This window comes from Bradyrhizobium sp. LCT2 (assembly GCF_009931255.1).
Classification (GTDB): Bacteria; Pseudomonadota; Alphaproteobacteria; order Rhizobiales; family Xanthobacteraceae; genus Bradyrhizobium; species Bradyrhizobium diazoefficiens.
Genome location: NZ_CP034432.1, coordinates 5,384,862 through 5,403,000 on the forward strand (window position 1 = coordinate 5,384,862; position 18,139 = coordinate 5,403,000).

An 18,139-nucleotide genomic window follows, 5' to 3' on the forward strand; every position below is an offset into this window, starting at 1 on the left:
TCAGATGCCGAACGCGGCAGCGAGCGCGCCATGCGGCAGGCTGACCTGAAACATGCGCTCGAACACGACGTAGAGCGCGAGCGCCGTTGCCGCCGCCATCGCCAGCGCGCGTGGCACGGATTGGTGCCTCGGGATCGCCAGCACGGCGAAGACGTACAGGCTTGAGGCGATGTACATCCCGACCAGCGGGATCGCGGCAACGAAGATCGCGGCCGGCACGAACAGGCCGGCAAGCCGGCGCAGCTCGATCGGTGTGATCGCGATGGGAACGCTTGCGAGCGTCGTCGCCGGCAGAAGACCTCTCACCAGATTGTAGAGGCTTCCGAGCACGATGATGATGCCGGTCAGGAACGGGAACGTGCCGGCGTCCACGCCCGCGCTCGACCAGCCGATGCCGTTGTCGAGGCTGGAGACGACGACGGCCACACCAAAGCTGCCGGTTAGGATAGCGGTCGCAAGCTCAAGCGCGCGGCGTGAGATCATCGAGGGCTCCGTTCGAGCGGCGTGCCACGGCCAGTGAATGACGCACGCGTTTTCCAAGCCATCAAGTGTCGTCCGGGCGTTCGCCGGGACGACAGTGGAGATTGTGGCACGATGGTCGCCTCACTTGACCAGCCAGCCCTGCTCACCCGCAACCTGCTTGACGTGCTCGAGGTCCTCCTTGATGAACTTGTCGAACTCGGCGCCGGTCAGGAACGTGTCGACCTGCGAGGTCTTCTCGATGTAGTCCTTCCATTCCGGCGTCGCCTGCACCTTCTTCATGAGGTCGACATAGAACGCGGCCTGGTCCGGCGTGACCTTGCCGGGCAGCCACACCGTCCGCGGCTGCTCATATTGCTTGATGTCGAGCCCCTGCTCGGCGCAGGTCGGAACGTCACTCCAGCCTTCAGTCGCGGTGACCTTGGGACCCTGCGGCAGCCGTTTCGGGCTGAAAACGCAAAGCGGTCGCTGCGTGCCGCCACGCCATTGCCCGAGGCTCTCGCTGGGATTGTTGACGTGGGAGTCGAGGTGTCCGCCGGCGAGCTGCACGGCGGTCTCGGCGCCGCTCTTGAAGGGGATGTAGGTCAGCTTGACCTGACCGGCCTTCTCGATCATGCGGGTCAGCACCTCGTCGGTGTCCTTCGACTGCGCGCCGCCCATCTTGAATTCGCCCGATGCGGCCGCCTTCAGATAGTCCCCTGCCGTCTTGTAGGGCGCATCCTGCTTGACCCAGAGCAGGAACTCGTCCTGCGCCATCGCCGCGATCGGGGTGAGATCGGTGTAGTTGAAGGCGACCTTGGAGACGAGCGGCTGCTGCCAGGCGTTCGACGTTCCGAAGATCACCTTGTAGGGATCGCCTGCGGACGCCTTGCCGTAGACATAACCTTCGGCGCCGCTGCCGCCGCCCTTGTTGACGACGACGATGGGCTGCTCCGTCAGCTTGTACTTGGTGACGATGTTCTGCACCGCGCGGGCGAGATTGTCGGTGCCGCCGCCCGGTCCGGCGGTGGCCACGAACTCGATCGGCTTTTGCGGTTGCCAGGCCGCAAACGCCGGGACCGTGCCGGCGAGCACGGTCGCGGCTGCGGAAAGCAGAAGTGTTGACGTCCGACCCATGATTTCCTCCAGCTCTTATGTTCTGTTTTATTTGTTGTATCGAACCGGTCAGGCGACGCGTTCCTCGCGTCTGTCTGCGGCTGAAACGATTGCGCCTTCTTGCTCGAGCGCTTCGATCTGCTTCTGGTCGAACCCATGTTCGGCCAGCACCTCGCGGGTATGCTCACCGTAGACCGGCGCGCCCGAGAGCACTTTGCCTGGGGTCTCCGAAAACTTGACGGGAAGCCCGATCGTCTTCACGGGACCGAGCGTGGAATGCTCGACCTCGACGACCATCTCGCGCGCCAGCGTCTGCGGATCGCGGAGCGCCTCCAGCATGTCGTGCACGGGGCCGCACGGCACGCCCTTCTCGTCGAGTGCCGCAAGCCAATACGCCCGCGACCGGGTACGGAAGCGCTCGCTCAGGACGGCCTCGAGCTCCTTCAGATGCGCCATGCGGTCGGCCCCGGTGACGAAACGCGGATCGGAGGCAAGCTCGCCCGCACCGAGCGCTTCCAGCATCAACAGCCAATGCTTCTTGTTGGCGCCGCCGACCACCAGCCAGCCGTCCGAGGCCTCGAAGGCCTGGTACGGCGCGTTGAGCGGATGCGCCGAGCCCATCGCGCGCGGTGCGGTGCCTGCGGCCAGCGCGATCGTGGACTGCCAGTAGGTCTGCACCAGGGCCGCCTCGTAAAGCGAGGTCTCGACCCACTGCCCTTCGCCAGTCTTGAGGCGATGCGTATAGGCGGCAAGGATACCCATGCTCGCGAGCAGGCCGGCGGTGATGTCGGACAGCGGCGGGCCGCATTTGACGGGCGGACCATCCGGGCGTTCGCCGGTAAAGCTCATGATGCCGCTCATCGCCTGCGCGACGAGGTCAAAACCGCGGCGGTGTTTGTAGGGGCCGGTGCGGCCGAAGCCCGACAGCGAGCAGTAGATCAGCGATGGATACTGCTTGTGCAGGTCTTCATAGCCGAAGCCGAGGCGCTCCATGGCGCCCGGCGCGAAATTCTCGACCAGCACGTCGGCGTCCGCGATCAGCCGCCGCAGCACCTTCTTGCCGCCATCGGTCTTGAGGTCCAGCACGATGCCGCGCTTGTTGCGGTTCATCATCAGGAAGGAGGCCGCCTCATCGCCGATCTTGGGCGGCACCGAATGGCGGGTGTCGTCGCCGTTCGGCCATTTCTCGATCTTGATGACATCAGCGCCCATGTCGGCGAGCATCAAGGTGCAGGTCGGCCCCGCCATGACATGGGTGAGATCGATGACCTTGAGGCCGGCAAGCGGTCCCGAACGGCGAGAGGTGGATTGCGATCGATCGCTTTGCATCGGCCCGTCCTATTGGCCGCGCCATTGCGGCGCGCGCTTGTTGAGGAAAGCATCGAGCCCTTCGCGAAAATCCTGGCTCGTGTAGCACATCAGGATGAGGTCTTCCCCCTCGTCCCGGGTCAGCCGCCTTTGCAGGCGCGCCACTGCCTGCTTGGTCGCGGTCAACGTCAGCGGCGCGTGGCTGGCCAATAGCCGGGCGACCTCGTCGGCGCGCCTGTCCAGGGCCGCAAGATCCTCGACGACCTCGCCGAGCAGCCCGACGCTGGCGGCTTCAGCGGCGTCAATGAGGCGCGCGGTGAAGATCATATCCTTGACGCGCGCGGCGCCGATGAGCGCGGTGAGACGGCTGACATTGGACATCGACAAGCAATTGCCGAGCGTCCGGGCGATCGGAAATCCGATTCTGGCGCTGTTCGTGCCGATGCGCAGGTCGCAGGCCGCGGCGATGCCCGCCCCGCCGCCGGTGCAGAACCCGTTGATCGCGGCGATGGTCGGGACCCGGCACTGCTCGAGCGTGGTGAGCACGCGGTCGATCCGGTTCTCGTAGTCGATCGCGTCCTGTGGCGTCTTGAACTCGCGGAACTGGTTGATGTCGGTGCCGGAGGCGAAGGCCTTGTCGCCGGCCCCGCGCAGCACCAGCACCTTGAGCGAATGATCGCGGTCGGCCTCTTCGCAGATCGCCGCAAGCCGTTCGTACATGGCGAAGGTGAAGGCATTGCGCGCCTGCGGACGGTTGAAGGTGATCCGCCCGATGCCGTCCTGACGTTCAAAAACGAGGTCGTCCGCCTCCGCAGCGTGGTCCATTTCCTCATACCCTCTTGTTTTTTACATTTTTGAATGCAAAATTTACAATTATCAAGATGAAACTTCCGAATATGAGCCGATAACTTCCTTTTTGCATTCAAATCGGAGAGCTGGTCCATGCTTCATGAGGAGGTCGTCGGCCGCATCCGCGCCATCCTGCTCGACGGCGAAATCCCGCCGGGCGCGCGGATTCCCGAGCGCGAGCTGTGCGACCGGCTCCAGATCTCGCGCACGCCGCTGCGGGAAGCGCTCAAGGTGCTCGCCGCCGAAGGTCTCGTGCAGCTCTTGCCTCATCGCGGCTCGCGCGCGGCGAAGCTGACCGACAAGGACATGCGCGACCTGTTCGAGGTCTGCCAGGGCCTCGAGGCCCTCGCCGGCGAGCTCGCCTGCGAGCGGATCAGCGACGCCGAGATCGACGAGATCGCCGCTGCGCACACGGACATGGTTCGGCATTATCGCGAGGGCGACCTGATCCAGTACTACCGCGGCAACCGCGCCATCCACGAAGCCATCGTCGCCGCAGCCGGAAATCCCGCACTGACCGGGCTCTACGCCTCCGTGACGGCGCGCATCCGCCGCGCGCGCTACGTCACGCCGATGACGCCGCAGCGCTGGGCGTTCGCCGTGAAGGAGCACGAGGCGATCCTGAACGCGCTGCAGCGGCGCGACGGCGCCGGCCTCTCCCACATCCTGCGTGCGCATCTCCGCCACAAGCGCGAAGAGGTCTTGCAGGCCGGCTTTGCCGAAACGGAAGCAAGCGACCTCGCGCTGCGGATCGCGTGAGATCACGCCCGGCCTATTCCCTGCGCTTTCGGCGCTGCCCATGGCTAGGCCGGGGAGTAGCCGAGTGAAGCCCGATGGCGAACACGGCCTATGCGGACGCGTGCCGTCGTGACGCGAAAAGATTCCTGCAGTCCTGCCGCGTCGGGCGGTCAGGAGACACAATCGCGACACAATCATTGATTGCATTGCGGCACCGCGTGGCTGGATCGTGCTGACGAAAGCAACGTCGGCAACCGGTGTCTTTTGTCGCGCGCCGGAATTGCATCGCGCACTTTGACAAGCCGCGCTGACCCGCAAATCAATTCCACTTGCTAGCTTGTCTGAACCGGCGCAGCATTCCACCGCTGGCCTCAGGCCGAACACAACGCGCGAGACAATCGCGCAGCTCAAAAGAAGAATGGAGGAAACGAATGACACTCGATGTCTCACGTCGATCCCTGCTCGCACTCGGCGCCGGCCTTGGCGCCAGCGCAATGCTCGGCAGCAGTGCGATGGCACGCGCTCCCAAGCTCGGCACCCAGACTCCCTATTGGCACCGCTTCATTCTCGGCGACGCCGAAGTGACCGTCGTCTCCGACGGACCGCTGCCGCTCGGCGATCCCTCCGGCACCTTCACCGGCGTTTCCAAGGAAGAGGTGAAGAAGATGCTCGCCGACAATTTCCTGTCGTCGGACAATGTCGTGCTCGAGCAGAACTCGCCGATCGTGAACACCGGCGACAAGCTCATCCTGTTCGACACCGGCATGGGCAGCTCCAAGATGTTCGGCCCCACCACCGGCCGGCAGCAGAAGAGCATGATGGAGGCCGGTATCAAGCCGGAGGACATCGATGCCGTGGTCTGCTCGCACGCGCATATCGATCACATCGGCGGCATCGTGGATGCCAACAACAAGCCGCTGTTTCCGAACGCGCAGATCTACATCTCCCAGACCGATTTCGACTTCTGGACCGATGAAGGCAAGATGGGGAGCCCGGCAAAGGACTTCGTCGTGCACGCCCGCAAGAACCTGCTGCCGGTCCGCGACCGCATCGTGTTCTTCAGGGACGGCCAGGAATTCCTGCCCGGCGTGCAGGCCATCTCCGCGCCGGGCCACACCGTCGGCCACACCATCTTCATGGTCAGCTCGGCCGGCAAGTCCTTCGCCTTCCTCGGCGACCTCTCGCACCATTCCGTGCTGCTGCTGGAGCGGCCGCGGATGGAATTCTCCTACGACACCGACCCGAAGCAGGCAGCCGAGTCGCGCGTCAAACTGCTCACCATGCTCGCGGCCAACAAGACGCCCGTGATGTCCTATCACTTCGCCTGGCCCGGCTACGGCCACGTCGCCAAGGCGGGTGACGGGTTCCACTACTATCCCGAACCGATGCAGATGACGTTGTAGCCGGTGATACCAAGCCCGGGTCGCGCATGTGCGGCCCGGGCCGTTCGCTTGATCTGACCGACAGAGGGGAATGATCCCTGACCGGTTCCTGTCGCGTCGCAACGACACTTCTGGAGCATTTTTCGGCAAGGCAGGCCCGTTCCAGGCAAGAGCTCGCCTCACTGCTCGGATAAGAGTCCCCTCGCATCACTTTCGTCGACGAGAGCTCGTGACGCCCCTTTGGCCTGACGCCGCTCACGCTCGCAAAATGCTCAGGAGACATGCCATGAAGATCGTCGTGATCGGCGGCAGAGGATTGATTGGATCCAAGCTCGTGTCGAAACTCAAGCAGCAAGGCCACGAGGTCATAGCGGCCTCTCCAAAAACAGGCGTGAACGCCGTGACCGGGGAAGGCCTCGCTGCCGCGCTGGCAGGCGCGGATGTCGTGGTCGACGTCGCCAACGCGCCGTCCTGGGAGCCCGCCGCCGTGCTGGAATTCTTCCAGCGTTCGAGCCAGAACCTCGCCGCGACCGAGGCCGCAGCAGCCGTCAAGCATCATGTCGCGCTGTCGATCGTGGGAACCGATCGCTCGCCCGACATCGCCTATTTTCGTGCCAAGCTCGCGCAGGAGACCATCGTCAAGGCATCTCCGGTCCCCTACTCGATCGTTCGCGCCACGCAGTTTTTTGAATTCCTCGGGGCCATCGGCGAAGCGGGAGCGATTGACGGCAAGATCGTCGTGCCATCGGCGTCGTTTCAGCCGATCGCATCCGACGACGTGGTTGCTTCCCTCGCGGAGGTCGCGACGGGACGGCCGCTCAACGGCACGATCGATATCGCGGGACCGGAAAAAGCTCCCTTCAACGAGTTCGTCGCGCGCCGCCTGAAAGCATCGGGCGACAGCCGCCCGGTGGTGGGAGACGCCAAGGCAGGATATTACGGTGCCCCCATCGAGGACACCTCGCTGGTCCCGCTCGGCGAGGCGCGGCTCGGGAAAACGTCGCTCGCAAAATGGCTCGCGACGGCTTGAGGATCTGCGATCCCAAGGTCGCTGCAACCACGGCAATGAAGGAAATCCCATGCGCAGATTGCTGATCGCAACGGCGGCTTACGCCGCATTCGTCCTGGCGGCCCAGGCAGCCGAGACGCAGCCCGCAGCGAAGTCGGCCAAGGTGACTGTCGTGTTTGACCAGGTCCTGCCGAATGCTCCCGGCAAGAGCATGAAGGGCGTGCTGGTCGAGTATGGTCCCCGAGGCTCCTCACCGGCCCACACCCACGCGCGCTCCGCGTTCATCTATGCCACGGTGCTCGAGGGAGCGATCCGCAGCCAGGTCAATGACGAGCCCGCCAAGGTCTTTCACAAGGGAGAGAACTTCTCCGAGAAGCCCGGCGATCGCCATGCCGTCAGCACCAACGCCAGCGATACCGAGCCGGCGAAGCTGCTGGCCGTCTTCGTGGTGGACACCGCCGATACCGAGTTGACAACGCCGATCGCGAAGTAGCGCGCGGGCCAAGGCGCTTCGGCGCAAGATGTCAGCAGCCGAGCCTGTCGGCGATCCCGCCGAAATCCTTGGCGACGATGTCCCAGTTGCCGGTGGCTTCGAAGTCGACCTTCTGCAACGGCCCGTACTCCGTCGGCCGCGCCACGAACGCGGTCTTCAGGCCGTTGTTCTGCGCGGCGGCGAGATCGCCGTTGTGGGCGGCGACCATCATCACCTCGCCCGGCTTGAGGCCGAGCAGGCGCGCGGCGCCGAGATAGGTCTCGCGATCGGGCTTGTAGTGCTCGAACAGCTCGGCCGACATGACGAGGTCCCACGGCAGGCCGGCGAACTTCGCCATGTTGGTGAGCAGCGCGACGTTGCCGTTCGACAGCGGCGAGATGACGAATTTCGACTTCAGCCGCGTCAGGCCGGCGACGCTGTCGGGCCAGGGATGCAGGCGATGCCAGCCCTTGGTAAGGTAGTCGAGATCGGCTTCGGTGAGGCCCTTGATCGAGAATTGCGCGACCAGCTTTTCCAGCGAGCGGCGGTGTAGATCGTCGAGCATGACATAGCCGCGCTCGGGATGTTTGCGCACGTCGTCCATCGAGGCCATGTACATGCCGCGCCAGCCGTCCACCAGGGCGGTCCAGTCGGCGCTGATGCCGCGCTGCCTGCTCCACCACATGAAGTCGGTGATCAGGCTGGTGCGCCAGTCGACGACGGTGCCGAACACGTCGAAGACCAGGGCTTTGACGGCGGAGAGATCGGACATGGGCGCTTCCTCTTTTTGCTTTTGTCTTTGTCATTCCGGGGCGCGCGGAGCGCGAACCCGGAATCCAGAGGTTGTCGGCGCGAGATTCCGGGTTCTCCGGGCCGCGCTTCGCGCGGTCCCGTTCGCCCCGGAATGACGGCAAACGTCAGTCCAGGTGGAACTTCGCCAGCTCGCGGTGCTCGGCCTTGATGTAGCGCACGGTGCCGGTGACGGAGCGCATCACCACCGTCTCGGTCTCGATCACGCCGTCCTTGCGGAACTTGACGCCCGACAGCAGCGAGCCGGTGGTGACGCCGGTGGCGGCGAACAGGCAGTCGCCGCGCGCCATGTCCTCGATGCCGTAGATCATCTTGGGATCGTTGACGCCCATCTTGGCGGCGCGCTCGCGCTTCTCGTCGGAATCGAGGATGAGGCGGCACTGCATCTGGCCGCCGATGCATCGTAGCGCCACGGCCGCGAGCACGCCTTCCGGCGCACCGCCGGTGCCGAGATACATGTCGACGCCGGTGTTGTCGGGGTCGGCGCAATGGATCACGCCGGCGACGTCGCCGTCGGTGATGAGGCGCACCGCCGCGCCGGTCGAGCGCACGCTCTCGATGATGCTGGCATGGCGCGGGCGGTCGAGCACGAGAACGGTGATGCCGTCCGGTTGGACACCCTTGGCCTTGGCGAGGCGGCGGACGTTGTCAGCCGGGCTCGCATCGAGATCGACGACACCCTTGTCGTAGCCCGGTCCGATCGCAAGCTTCTGCATGTAGACGTCAGGAGCGTGCAGCAGCGTGCCGCCGTCGGCCATCGCCATGGTGGCGATCGAGCCCGGCATGTTCTTGGCGCACAGCGTGGTGCCCTCGAGCGGGTCGACCGCGATGTCGACCTGCGGACCGGCATTCATGCCAACCTTCTCGCCGATGAATAGCATCGGCGCCTCGTCGCGCTCGCCCTCGCCGATCACGATGGTGCCCTCGATCGGCAGCTTGTTGAGCTCGCGCCGCATCGCGTCCACGGCGGCCTGGTCGGCCGCCTTCTCGTTGCCGTGGCCGCGCAGCCGCGCCGAAGACACCGCCGCCCGCTCGGTCACCCGCACGATCTCCAGCGTGAGGATGCGCTCGAGCAACGCGTGCGGCGGGACTGAAATATGGGTCGACATCGGCTAACTCCTTCGAAACGTTTCTGGACGGAAATCTCCGCCCGCATCAACTCGTAACACCCACAGTTCGTTCGAACCGTGTCATTGCTTGAGCCTGCTCTTTCCGGAAAACCGCTTCACACTTTTGCGCGGGCGCGGCTCACCGGGTCTGGAGCATGCTCTAGTTCTTCTCGATCCGGATCACCTGCGGCCGGCCGCTGATCACCTTGTCGCGCTGCACGGCGGCGAGCGCGCGGCGCACCGCGTCCTCGTGCGTCGCATAGGTGATCAGGATGACGGGCACGGGGACCGCCTTGCCGTTCGCCGACGCAGTGCCGCCATTCGGATGACGCTGCACGATCGACTCGATCGAAATCTTCTGTTCTGCCAGCCGGGTCGCGATTGCCGCCGCAGTGCCCGGGAAATCGCGCGCCAAAAGGCGGATGTAGTAGCCGCCCTCGTGGCGCTCCATCGGCGCCTTTTTGGTGTCGCGCAAATGCGAGATCGGCCGGCCGAACGGATTGGCGCGGATGCCGCGCGCGACGTCGGCGATGTCGGCGACAACGGCCGATGCGGTCGCGGCACCGCCTGCACCGGGGCCGACCAGCGTGATCGGCGGAATGCCCTCGCCATCGATCGTGACCGCATTGGTGACACCCATCACCTGCGCGATCGAGGAGGATTTTGGAACCATGGTCGGGTGCACGCGCTGCTCGATGCCCTTGGCGGTGCGAACGGCAACGCCGAGCAGCTTGACGCGGTAGCCGAGATCGGCGGCCGCGCGAAGATCTTCCGGCGCGATGGAGGAGATACCTTCGACATACACCGCGCTTTGAGCAACTTTCGTGCCGAAAGCGAGGCTGGCGAGAATGGCGAGTTTTTGCGCGGTGTCGTGGCCGTCAACGTCGAAGGACGGATTGGCCTCGGCATAGCCCAGCCGCTGCGCGTCCTTGAGGCATTCGGCAAACGACAGGCCCTCCTGCTCCATCCGCGTCAGGATGTAATTGCAGGTGCCGTTGAGGATGCCGTAGACGCGGTTGATGCCGGTTCCCGCCAAGCCCTCGCGCAGCGTCTTGATGACGGGAATCGCCGCGCCGACGGCTGCCTCGAAATTCAGCGCGCCGCCGTGCTTTTCGGCGGCCTTGGCGAGCTTGAGGCCGTGCTTGGCCAGCAGCGCCTTGTTGGCGGTGACGACGGACTTGCCGGCATTGAGCGCAGCCTCGACCGCGGAGAGCGCGGGATCGCCGGCGCCGCCCATCAGCTCGACGAAGCAATCGACCTCCGGATGGGTGGCGAGCGCCATCGGATCCTTCACCCATTCGACGCCGCGCAGGTCGACAGCGCGCTTCTTGGCCTTCGAGCGCGCGGTGACGGCGACGACGCGGATGCCGCGGCCGCTGCGGCCCGCGAGCACGCGTCCCTGCGTTTCAATCAAACGGACAACTTCGGCACCCACGGTGCCGAGCCCCGCTATGCCCACTTTCAGGGGTGCGACCATGATGCTTATCGAAAACCTGTCGAAGAGAATTAGCGCCGATTGGCGAGCGGAACGACGTTGTGCAACGTTTCGATGCCGCTTTCAAGGAAGCGGCGCACGCCGCGCGCGGCTTGCCTGATCCGTTGCTCGTTTTCCACCATGGCGATGCGGACATATCCTTCACCATGCTCGCCGAAGCCGACGCCGGGCGACACCGCGACGCCGGATTTCTCCACCATCAGGGTCGCGAACTGCATGCTGCCGACGCTGCGGAACGCTTCCGGCAGCGGCACCCAGGCGAACATCGAGGCCTCCGGCGGCGGAATCTCCCAGCCGGCGCGGCCGAACGACTCCACCAGCGCATCGCGGCGCTTGCGGTAGGTGTCGCGCATCTCCTTGATGCAATCGTCGGGGCCGTTCAGCGCCGCGGTCGCGGCGACCTGTACCGGCGTGAAGGCGCCGTAATCGAGATAGGATTTGACGCGGGCAAGCGCCGCGATCACGCGCTCATTGCCGACCGCAAAGCCCATGCGCCAGCCGGCCATCGAATAGGTCTTCGACATCGAGGTGAACTCGACGGTGACGTCCATCGCGCCCGGCACCTGGAGCACCGAGGGCGGCGGGTTGTTCTCGTCGAAATAGACCTCGGCATAGGCGAGATCGGACAGGATCAGGATCTCGTGCTTCTTCGCGAAGGCCACAAGGTCCTTGTAGAAGTCGAGGCTTGCGACATAGGCGGTCGGGTTCGAGGGATAGCAGACGACGAGCGCCAGGGGCTTGGGGATCGAATGCACGATCGCCCGTTCCACCGCCTCGAAGAACTGCGGCGTCGGCTCGGAGGGTACCGAGCGGATCACGCCGCCCGCCATCAGGAAGCCGAAGGCGTGAATCGGGTAGCTCGGGTTGGGGCACAGGATGACGTCGCCCGGCGCGGTGATCGCCTGCGCCACGTTGGCGAAGCCCTCCTTCGAGCCCAGCGTCGCCACCACCTGGGTGTCGGGATTGAGCTTCACGCCGAAGCGGCGGGCATAGTAGCCGGCCTGGGCCCGGCGCAGGCCGGGGATGCCTCGGGAGGCCGAGTAGCGGTCGGTGCGCGGCTTGCCGAGCGTCTCCTTGAGCTTCTCCAGCACGTGCGGCGGAGCCGGCAGGTCCGGATTGCCCATGCCGAGGTCGATGATGTCGGCGCCGGCGTTCCGCGCGGCCGCCTTGGCCCGGTTGACCTGCTCGAACACGTAAGGCGGAAGGCGGCGGATGCGGTAAAACTCTTCCATGGCTCTCTGGGCTCCGGGCACCCGGTCAGGACAGAATCGACAGGCTAGAACGGCCGTTCGGAGACGCGCTCGCCCCCTTCGCAAAAATTGCTCAAAATCAAACGTTTAGAGCAACTTCCGACGACGGGGGCTGAAGTCGTTCGCCCTGACTCTCGGCTGAACTGAGGTCTTTTTAGCACGCCAAGGCGGTCGCGCCAGCGATTACCTTGCACCGCCTCATTTGGCATCCTTGGCGGCGACCGCCTGGCGGTCGCGCGCGGCGGCAAGCTCGGCCTCGATCTTGGCGCGCTGGTCCGGCGGGATGACCGCCTGATCGCGCTCCGGCGGCAGATCATGCACCGGCAAATAGGTGCCGGGCTCCCTGGAATGCGCCTGCGCATCCGCAGGCGTCATATCCGCGAGCTGACTCGAGCAGCCGCCCAGCGCGAACGCCACGCTCAGCAGCGCGCCGCAGATCAGCAGCGACTTTTGCAGGTCCCTCAACGCCAACACTTGGGAAAATCCCCTACTCGTCCCAAAGCACGGCCCCGGGCAACCTTACCCAAGACCACGCCCAAGCTCAAACCATTGCTGCCCAAATGGTCCGAGCGAGAAAACACCCCGGCACTACCAAACCGAGCGGTGCGGCTCGATTGTGACGGAACCAAGAAAATTTGTCGCAGTGCAACACATCTTCGAGAGTGTTTAACGTCAAACATGCGAGCTTCGCGGTGACGAATACGGAATGAATCGTTACTGTTCTGCTCATGAGTATGGCCACGACCGACACGCCCAAACCCGAGACGAAGTTCGATGCGGAAGCCTTCGCGATGAATGTCGCGCGGGCGATGGAGAGCGGCGGCAAGGCGCTGGCCGCCTTCCTCAAGCCGCGCGAGAGCGGCGAGGTGCAGGACCGTCCGCCGGCCGAGCTTGCCGAAGTCATCAAGGCCTTCACATCGGTCGCCGAATACTGGCTGTCGGACACCTCGCGCTCGTCCGATCTCCAGACCAAGCTCGCCAAGGACTATCTCGACCTCTGGGGCGCGGCGGCGCGCCGCATGGCCGGCCAGGACGCCCCGCCCGCGATTGCGCCCTCGCCGCGCGACAAGCGTTTCGCCGATCCGGAATGGAAGTCGAACCAGTTCTTCGATTTCGTGATGCAGCTCTATCTGCTCACGACCAAATGGGCGCAGGACCTGGTGCGTGACGCCGAGGGGCTCGACCCGCAGACCCGCCGCAAGGCCGAGTTCTACGTCCAGCAGGTCACCAACGCGCTGTCGCCCTCGAACTTCGTGCTGACCAATCCGGAAGTGCTGCGCGAGACGGTGGCGAGCAGCGGCGAGAATCTGGCGCGCGGCCTGAAGATGCTGGCCGAGGACATCGCGGCCGGCAAGGGCATGCTGAAGATCCGCCAGTCCAACCCGGACAATCTCGTCGTCGGCGTCAACATGGCGACGACGCCGGGCAAGGTGATCTACCAGAACGAGATGATGCAGCTCATCCAGTATTCTCCGACCACGGAGAACGTGCTGCGCACCCCGCTCCTGATCGTGCCGCCCTGGATCAACAAGTTCTACATTCTCGATCTCAAGCCGGAGAAATCCTACATCAAGTGGTGCGTCGACCAGGGCATCACCGTGTTCGTGATCTCATGGGTCAATCCCGACAAGCGGCTCGGCAACAAGAGCTGGGAAGACTACATGAAGGAAGGCCCACTCACCGCGATGGACGTGATCGAGAAGGTCACCGGCGAGATGAAGGTGCACACCGCCGGCTATTGCGTCGGCGGCACGATGCTCGCGACCACTCTGGCCTGGCTCGCCGAGAAACGCCGCCAGCGCGTGAGCTCGGCGACGTTCTTCGCGGCACAGGTGGACTTCACCCATGCCGGCGATCTCCTCGTGTTCGTCGACGAGGAGCAGATCGCATCGCTCGAGCACGACATGAAGACCGCCGGCGTGCTCGAAGGCTCGAAGATGGCGATGGCCTTCAACATGCTGCGCTCCAACGATTTGATCTGGTCCTATGTCGTCAGCAATTACCTGAAGGGCCAGCAGCCGAGCGCGTTCGACCTGTTGCACTGGAATTCGGATGCGACGCGCATGACCGCGTCGAACCATTCCTACTACCTGCGCAATTGCTATCTGGAGAACCGGCTGTCAACGGGCACGATGGTGCTCGACAACACGCTGCTCGATCTCTCCAAGGTCAAGGTGCCCGTCTACAACCTCGCCACCCGCGAGGACCACATCGCGCCGGCCGAGTCGGTGCTGTACGGCTCGCAATTCTTCGGCGGCCCGGTGAAATATGTGCTGTCCGGCTCGGGCCACATCGCCGGCGTCGTCAACCCGCCCGCCTCGAACAAGTACCAGTACTGGACCAACGACACCATCAAGGACGTCAACGTCGCCGAGTGGATGAAGGGCGCGGTCGAGCACAAGGGCTCGTGGTGGCCGGACTGGCGGCAATGGCTCGGCGAGCTCGACCCCGAGGAGGTCCCGGCGCGCGCAGTCGGCAGCGAGGCGCTCCCCCCAATCGAGGATGCACCCGGCAGCTATGTCAGGGTTCGCGCATAGCGGAATCTCCTGCGCTTGTATAAGCTCGCCTTCAGCACAGTGATGAATGAGGGGACCGGGTTATGACGCGTGAATTGTTCTGGCTGACACTGACGGTGATTTTCACTGGCATCCTGTGGGTCCCCTACATCCTCGACCGCTGCCAGGTTCGCGGGCTGTCGGGCGCCATGGCAAACCCCTCCCGCAGCGACAAGCCGCAATCGCCCTGGGCGACGCGACTCATGTTCGCGCATGACAACGCCGTGGAAAATCTCGTGATCTTCGCACCGCTGGTGCTGATCCTGAACGCGATCGACTATTCGTCGAAATGGACCGTTCTCGCTTGCGCGGTCTATTTCTGGTCGCGCGTCGCACATCTGATCGTCTACGCGATGGGAATCCCGGTGTTCCGCACCCTGGCCTTCACCGTCGGCTTCCTCGCGCAGGCCGTGCTGGCGCTGGCGATCTTCAAGGTGCTTTGAGCATCCGAAAAGCAGGCGCAGGCCCCTGCGATCTGCGATATTGTCACGCGGGCTGAGGCAACCGAAGCGAGGATTCCGGATGCGGACCCTTCTTTCAGCCATCGCGATGATCGCGCTCGCCGGATTTGGCGGCGAGGTGCAAGCGCAATGCTCCGAACTGATGCGCCTGCGCAGCGAAGCCATCGAAGCCACCAAGCCGATGAACCGTGGATTGATGCCGGACCGCTGTAACGCTTACATCCGCGCATCGCTCGCCTGGAGTTCCCTGCACGCCTACGCGCAAGACCATCAGGAGGCGTGCGACATCTCCAGCCGCTCGCTCGGTGAAATCGAAAAGTCTCACCACGACGCGGTGGTGGCGCGTGACAATGTCTGTGCGGGCCGTCCCGTTCGGCCGTTTCCGGCGGACGTGATTTTGCGCTGAGTTTTGGCGCGGCACGAAGAGCCCCGGCAGCCGCGTATCTTGCTGCCGAGCATTCCCGGCGTCATGGCGAGGCGCGAAGCAATCCAGACTGTCGCCGCGGAAAGATTCTGGATTGCTTCGCTTCGCTCGCGGCGACGGTGGAGAGAGAGCCTTGCCCCTACTCTTCCGGCAGCCCCAGCATCAGCCGCATGTTCTGCACGGCCGCGCCCGAGGCACCCTTGCCGAGATTGTCGAGCCGGGCGACCAGCACGGCCTGGTGATATTTGTCGCTGCCGAAGACGTAGAGCTCGAGCATGTTGGTCTCGTTCAGCGCCTCCGGCTCGAGCCGGCCGCCCTTGCTCGCCTCGTTCTGGAGCGGCATCACCGAGACGTATTTCGAGCCGGCGTAGCGTTTCGCCAGCGCGGCCTGGAGATCGGCACCGCTGGGCTTGCCCGGCAGCGTGTCGAGCTGGAGCGGCACCGAGACCAGCATGCCCTGCCGGTAGTTGCCGACCGAGGGAATGAAGATCGGCCGCCGCGTCAGGTTCGAATAGAGCTGCATCTCCGGCAGATGCTTGTGCTCGAAGCCGAGGCCGTAGAGCTCGAAGGACGGCGCGCTGCCGTCTTCGAAGCTCGCGATCATCGACTTGCCGCCGCCGGAATAGCCGCTCACCGCGTTCACCGTGACGGGATAGTCTGATGGCAACAGCCCGGCATCGACGATCGGCCGCAAGAGCGCGATCGCGCCGGTCGGATAGCAGCCGGGATTGGAGACCTTCTTCGCGGCCTTGATCTTGGCGGGCTGATCCGGCGTCAGTTCCGGAAAGCCGTAGGCCCAGTCGGGCGCAACCCGGTAGGCGGTCGAGGCGTCCAGCACCTTCGGGCCCGACGGCCCCATGCTGTCGATGAGCGCAACCGTCTCCTTGGCGGCCTCGTCGGGCAGGCAGAGGATGACGAGATCGACCTCCTCCATCAGCGCCTTCTTCACCGCGGGATCCTTGCGCTTGTCGTCGGCGATCGTCTTCACCGCGACGTCGCTCTGGAGCTTCAGCCGCTCGTTGATGCCGAGCCCGGTGGTGCCGGAGCCGCCGTCGACGAAGACGGTGGCGGGCTTGGTCGCAGCGCCCGCCTTCGGGGCCTGTTTGGTATCAGTAAGGCTCATGGCACGCTCCTTTCGAGCTTGTTGGTTTCGGCCGCGAAGGCTTCCGGCCTCACGTCCTGCATCAGTTGCGCGATCTCCCTCGCGTCGGCGGCGGGTTGCGCACCGAGCGCGTTGGCGATCGCCGTATAGTCGGCGTCCGATTTGTGCTGGTTGAGCTTGAAGCTGCCTTCGACCTCTTCAACCGTCATGACCAGGCCCACGATCCCCTTCTTCATTGCCTCGAGCCGGCCCGCCGTCATCTTGCCCGACGTCCACGGCTTCTTCGGCAAGAGCCAGCTCTCGAACTTGTCGCTGAGCGTATCGATCTGCACCGACAGCTCGTCATCCGACAGCAGCCGCACCGACCCGGTCAGATGCACCGACTGGTAGAGCCATGTCGGCACCTGGTCCGGCGAGACGTACCAGTCCGGCGATACATAGGCATCGGGGCCGTTGACCACGAGCAGCCAGGAGGTCGCGCCGTCCGCAAGCTTTAGCAGCGGATTGTGACGGGCGACATGAAAGGCGGCCTGCGGCGTGCCGTCGGCGGCATAGGTCAGGTAGAACGGCAGCGGCGAGGCGACCGGCTTGTGGCCGTCGAAGGCGCACATCGTGCCGAAGCCGCGCTCCTCAGCGAATTTCAGGCTCGCGGCGCGGTCCTGCTTGAAAAAAGGTGGGGTGTACATCGTGGTCTCCTGCTGGGCCTCCTTGGGGGGCCGCCGGATCAGATCGCGCTGACAGGAGAAAGAATGCCGCGGATCGGGTCCAGCGGCAAAGACGATGATCTCAAACGCGATCGACCGCCCAAACCGCTAAAGAGCGGCGGCGGCGACGGGCGAACAGGATGGTCGCGGCGTTGATCATGGCGCGGGGCTATAGGGCCAGATCCGGTTCCCGTCAAGGTTCAGGCGTCAGATCACGCGCCAGATCCATTCCATGATCTTCGCGATCACGTCGCCGAACAGCAGCAGCGCCGCCGACCAGACCAGCGCCGAGACGAAATTGGCGGCCTGGAAGCTCCAATAGGGCATCTCGAAAATGCCGGCAGCAAGCGGCACGGACGCGCGCAAGGGGCCGAAGAACCGGCCGATGAAGATGCTGGGCACGCCCCAGCTCCGCACGAAGGCCTCACCCCTGGGCAGAAGTTCCGGATAGCGCGAGAGCGGCCACATCTGCGCGACATGCTCCTTGTAGCGATAGCCGAACCAGTAGGAGACCCAGTCGCCGAGCGCCGCGCCGAGGCCGCCGGCAATCCACACCGGATAGAAGCTGATGCCGCTGACCCCGATCAGCGCGCCGATCGCCACCAGTGCGCCCCAGGCCGGAATGAGCAGCGAGATGAAGGCGAGCGACTCCCCGAACGCCAGCAGGAACACGATCGGAGCCGCCCAAGCCTCGTGAGCACGCACGAAGTCGGCCAGTGCGTGCGCAAACTGCTCCATGCCAGAATAGCCTTCCCGCCCCGTCTCAAGGTCCTGCTCAGTGAAAAAGACTGGTAAGCCAGGGACTTGTGTGACATCAAGTCACAAAACCCGGCTGAGCGTCGACCTCACCGTCAAATTGCCGGGAACGGAGCGGCCCGCGGCGTAAAATCGCCGGG

The 18,139-nt window shown here is 64.6% G+C and carries 19 protein-coding genes; 7 read left to right on the top strand and 12 right to left on the bottom strand.

Features of this window, described 5'->3' with window-relative positions; all coding sequences use genetic code 11:
• The 4 genes from EI171_RS25880 to EI171_RS25895 all read right to left on the bottom strand — a co-directional run bounded on the left by EI171_RS25880 (position 1) and on the right by EI171_RS25895 (position 3,708).
• Positions 1-483: a tripartite tricarboxylate transporter TctB family protein gene (locus tag EI171_RS25880; RefSeq protein WP_038967116.1), complete on the bottom strand. Its 483-nt coding sequence runs from the start codon at positions 481-483 to the stop codon at positions 1-3.
• A 120-nt stretch (positions 484-603) separates the two neighbouring features.
• Positions 604-1,596, bottom strand: a complete 993-nt coding sequence (locus EI171_RS25885; protein ID WP_161535025.1) for a tripartite tricarboxylate transporter substrate binding protein — start codon at positions 1,594-1,596, stop codon at positions 604-606.
• A 48-nt stretch (positions 1,597-1,644) separates the two neighbouring features.
• On the bottom strand, positions 1,645-2,904 hold the full coding sequence (locus EI171_RS25890) for a CaiB/BaiF CoA-transferase family protein (protein ID WP_161535026.1): 1,260 nt from the start codon (positions 2,902-2,904) through the stop codon (positions 1,645-1,647).
• A 9-nt stretch (positions 2,905-2,913) separates the two neighbouring features.
• Entirely contained in the window at positions 2,914-3,708 is a 795-nt protein-coding gene (locus EI171_RS25895; RefSeq protein ID WP_161535027.1) for an enoyl-CoA hydratase/isomerase family protein, read from the bottom strand.
• Positions 3,709-3,825: 117 nt separating this feature from the next.
• Here EI171_RS25895 and EI171_RS25900 point away from each other — a divergent pair, with 117 nt between their 5' ends.
• The 4 genes from EI171_RS25900 (at position 3,826) to EI171_RS25915 (ending at position 7,354) form a co-directional block, all read left to right on the top strand.
• Positions 3,826-4,491, top strand: coding sequence for a GntR family transcriptional regulator (locus tag EI171_RS25900; RefSeq protein ID WP_161535028.1), 666 nt, complete (start codon positions 3,826-3,828; stop codon positions 4,489-4,491).
• Positions 4,492-4,901: 410 nt separating this feature from the next.
• Complete coding sequence (locus EI171_RS25905) at positions 4,902-5,873, top strand: MBL fold metallo-hydrolase (RefSeq protein ID WP_161535029.1); 972 nt, start codon at positions 4,902-4,904, stop codon at positions 5,871-5,873.
• Between the two features lie 265 nt (positions 5,874-6,138).
• On the top strand, positions 6,139-6,882 hold the full coding sequence (locus EI171_RS25910; RefSeq protein WP_161535030.1) for an SDR family oxidoreductase: 744 nt from the start codon (positions 6,139-6,141) through the stop codon (positions 6,880-6,882).
• 49 nt (positions 6,883-6,931) lie between these two features.
• Positions 6,932-7,354, top strand: coding sequence for a cupin domain-containing protein (locus tag EI171_RS25915; protein ID WP_161535031.1), 423 nt, complete (start codon positions 6,932-6,934; stop codon positions 7,352-7,354).
• Between the two features lie 31 nt (positions 7,355-7,385).
• Here the strand turns inward: EI171_RS25915 and EI171_RS25920 are convergent, their stop codons facing one another.
• The 5 genes from EI171_RS25920 to EI171_RS25940 form a co-directional block, all read right to left on the bottom strand.
• Complete coding sequence (locus EI171_RS25920; protein WP_161535032.1) at positions 7,386-8,105, bottom strand: haloacid dehalogenase type II; 720 nt, start codon at positions 8,103-8,105, stop codon at positions 7,386-7,388.
• Positions 8,106-8,250: 145 nt separating this feature from the next.
• Positions 8,251-9,252 carry a class II fructose-bisphosphatase gene (glpX, locus tag EI171_RS25925; protein ID WP_011087135.1) on the bottom strand — a complete coding sequence of 334 codons (1,002 nt, stop codon included), beginning with the start codon at positions 9,250-9,252 and terminating at the stop codon, positions 8,251-8,253.
• Between the two features lie 160 nt (positions 9,253-9,412).
• Positions 9,413-10,729: a homoserine dehydrogenase gene (locus EI171_RS25930; protein WP_011087134.1), complete on the bottom strand. Its 1,317-nt coding sequence runs from the start codon at positions 10,727-10,729 to the stop codon at positions 9,413-9,415.
• Positions 10,730-10,758: 29 nt separating this feature from the next.
• Positions 10,759-11,979 (bottom strand): LL-diaminopimelate aminotransferase, encoded by a 1,221-nt coding sequence (locus EI171_RS25935; RefSeq protein ID WP_028171284.1) that lies wholly within the window; start codon positions 11,977-11,979, stop codon positions 10,759-10,761.
• 216 nt (positions 11,980-12,195) lie between these two features.
• Positions 12,196-12,471, bottom strand: a complete 276-nt coding sequence (locus tag EI171_RS25940; RefSeq protein WP_028171283.1) for a hypothetical protein — start codon at positions 12,469-12,471, stop codon at positions 12,196-12,198.
• Positions 12,472-12,725: 254 nt separating this feature from the next.
• Here EI171_RS25940 and EI171_RS25945 point away from each other — a divergent pair, with 254 nt between their 5' ends.
• The 3 genes from EI171_RS25945 (at position 12,726) to EI171_RS25955 (ending at position 15,419) form a co-directional block, all read left to right on the top strand.
• Complete coding sequence (locus EI171_RS25945) at positions 12,726-14,534, top strand: alpha/beta hydrolase (protein WP_161535033.1); 1,809 nt, start codon at positions 12,726-12,728, stop codon at positions 14,532-14,534.
• A 62-nt stretch (positions 14,535-14,596) separates the two neighbouring features.
• Positions 14,597-14,995, top strand: coding sequence for an MAPEG family protein (locus tag EI171_RS25950; protein WP_011087131.1), 399 nt, complete (start codon positions 14,597-14,599; stop codon positions 14,993-14,995).
• A gap of 79 nt (positions 14,996-15,074) precedes the next feature.
• A complete protein-coding gene (locus EI171_RS25955) occupies positions 15,075-15,419 on the top strand; it encodes a hypothetical protein (protein ID WP_038967113.1) in 345 nt (114 codons plus the stop codon).
• A 157-nt stretch (positions 15,420-15,576) separates the two neighbouring features.
• Here EI171_RS25955 and argC read toward each other — a convergent pair whose 3' ends face one another.
• The 3 genes from argC to EI171_RS25970 form a co-directional block, all read right to left on the bottom strand.
• Positions 15,577-16,560, bottom strand: a complete 984-nt coding sequence (gene argC / locus EI171_RS25960; RefSeq protein ID WP_161535034.1) for an N-acetyl-gamma-glutamyl-phosphate reductase — start codon at positions 16,558-16,560, stop codon at positions 15,577-15,579.
• On the bottom strand, positions 16,557-17,225 hold the full coding sequence (locus EI171_RS25965; protein WP_060911858.1) for an FMN-binding negative transcriptional regulator: 669 nt from the start codon (positions 17,223-17,225) through the stop codon (positions 16,557-16,559). The genes argC and EI171_RS25965 overlap by 4 nt, the downstream gene beginning before the upstream one ends.
• Before the next feature lie 225 nt (positions 17,226-17,450).
• On the bottom strand, positions 17,451-17,981 hold the full coding sequence (locus EI171_RS25970) for a DedA family protein (RefSeq protein ID WP_011087128.1): 531 nt from the start codon (positions 17,979-17,981) through the stop codon (positions 17,451-17,453).
• Positions 17,982-18,139 lie beyond the last annotated feature (158 nt).

Coding starts and splice junctions, on each gene's coding strand:
- EI171_RS25880 (WP_038967116.1), bottom strand. CDS start 483: ATGATCTCACGCCGCGCGCTTGAGCTTGCGACCGCTATCCTAACCGGC.
- EI171_RS25885 (WP_161535025.1), bottom strand. CDS start 1,596: ATGGGTCGGACGTCAACACTTCTGCTTTCCGCAGCCGCGACCGTGCTC.
- EI171_RS25890 (WP_161535026.1), bottom strand. CDS start 2,904: ATGCAAAGCGATCGATCGCAATCCACCTCTCGCCGTTCGGGACCGCTT.
- EI171_RS25895 (WP_161535027.1), bottom strand. CDS start 3,708: ATGGACCACGCTGCGGAGGCGGACGACCTCGTTTTTGAACGTCAGGAC.
- EI171_RS25900 (WP_161535028.1), top strand. CDS start 3,826: ATGCTTCATGAGGAGGTCGTCGGCCGCATCCGCGCCATCCTGCTCGAC.
- EI171_RS25905 (WP_161535029.1), top strand. CDS start 4,902: ATGACACTCGATGTCTCACGTCGATCCCTGCTCGCACTCGGCGCCGGC.
- EI171_RS25910 (WP_161535030.1), top strand. CDS start 6,139: ATGAAGATCGTCGTGATCGGCGGCAGAGGATTGATTGGATCCAAGCTC.
- EI171_RS25915 (WP_161535031.1), top strand. CDS start 6,932: ATGCGCAGATTGCTGATCGCAACGGCGGCTTACGCCGCATTCGTCCTG.
- EI171_RS25920 (WP_161535032.1), bottom strand. CDS start 8,105: ATGTCCGATCTCTCCGCCGTCAAAGCCCTGGTCTTCGACGTGTTCGGC.
- glpX (WP_011087135.1), bottom strand. CDS start 9,252: ATGTCGACCCATATTTCAGTCCCGCCGCACGCGTTGCTCGAGCGCATC.
- EI171_RS25930 (WP_011087134.1), bottom strand. CDS start 10,729: ATGGTCGCACCCCTGAAAGTGGGCATAGCGGGGCTCGGCACCGTGGGT.
- EI171_RS25935 (WP_028171284.1), bottom strand. CDS start 11,979: ATGGAAGAGTTTTACCGCATCCGCCGCCTTCCGCCTTACGTGTTCGAG.
- EI171_RS25945 (WP_161535033.1), top strand. CDS start 12,726: ATGAGTATGGCCACGACCGACACGCCCAAACCCGAGACGAAGTTCGAT.
- EI171_RS25950 (WP_011087131.1), top strand. CDS start 14,597: ATGACGCGTGAATTGTTCTGGCTGACACTGACGGTGATTTTCACTGGC.
- EI171_RS25955 (WP_038967113.1), top strand. CDS start 15,075: ATGCGGACCCTTCTTTCAGCCATCGCGATGATCGCGCTCGCCGGATTT.
- argC (WP_161535034.1), bottom strand. CDS start 16,560: ATGAGCCTTACTGATACCAAACAGGCCCCGAAGGCGGGCGCTGCGACC.
- EI171_RS25965 (WP_060911858.1), bottom strand. CDS start 17,225: ATGTACACCCCACCTTTTTTCAAGCAGGACCGCGCCGCGAGCCTGAAA.
- EI171_RS25970 (WP_011087128.1), bottom strand. CDS start 17,981: ATGGAGCAGTTTGCGCACGCACTGGCCGACTTCGTGCGTGCTCACGAG.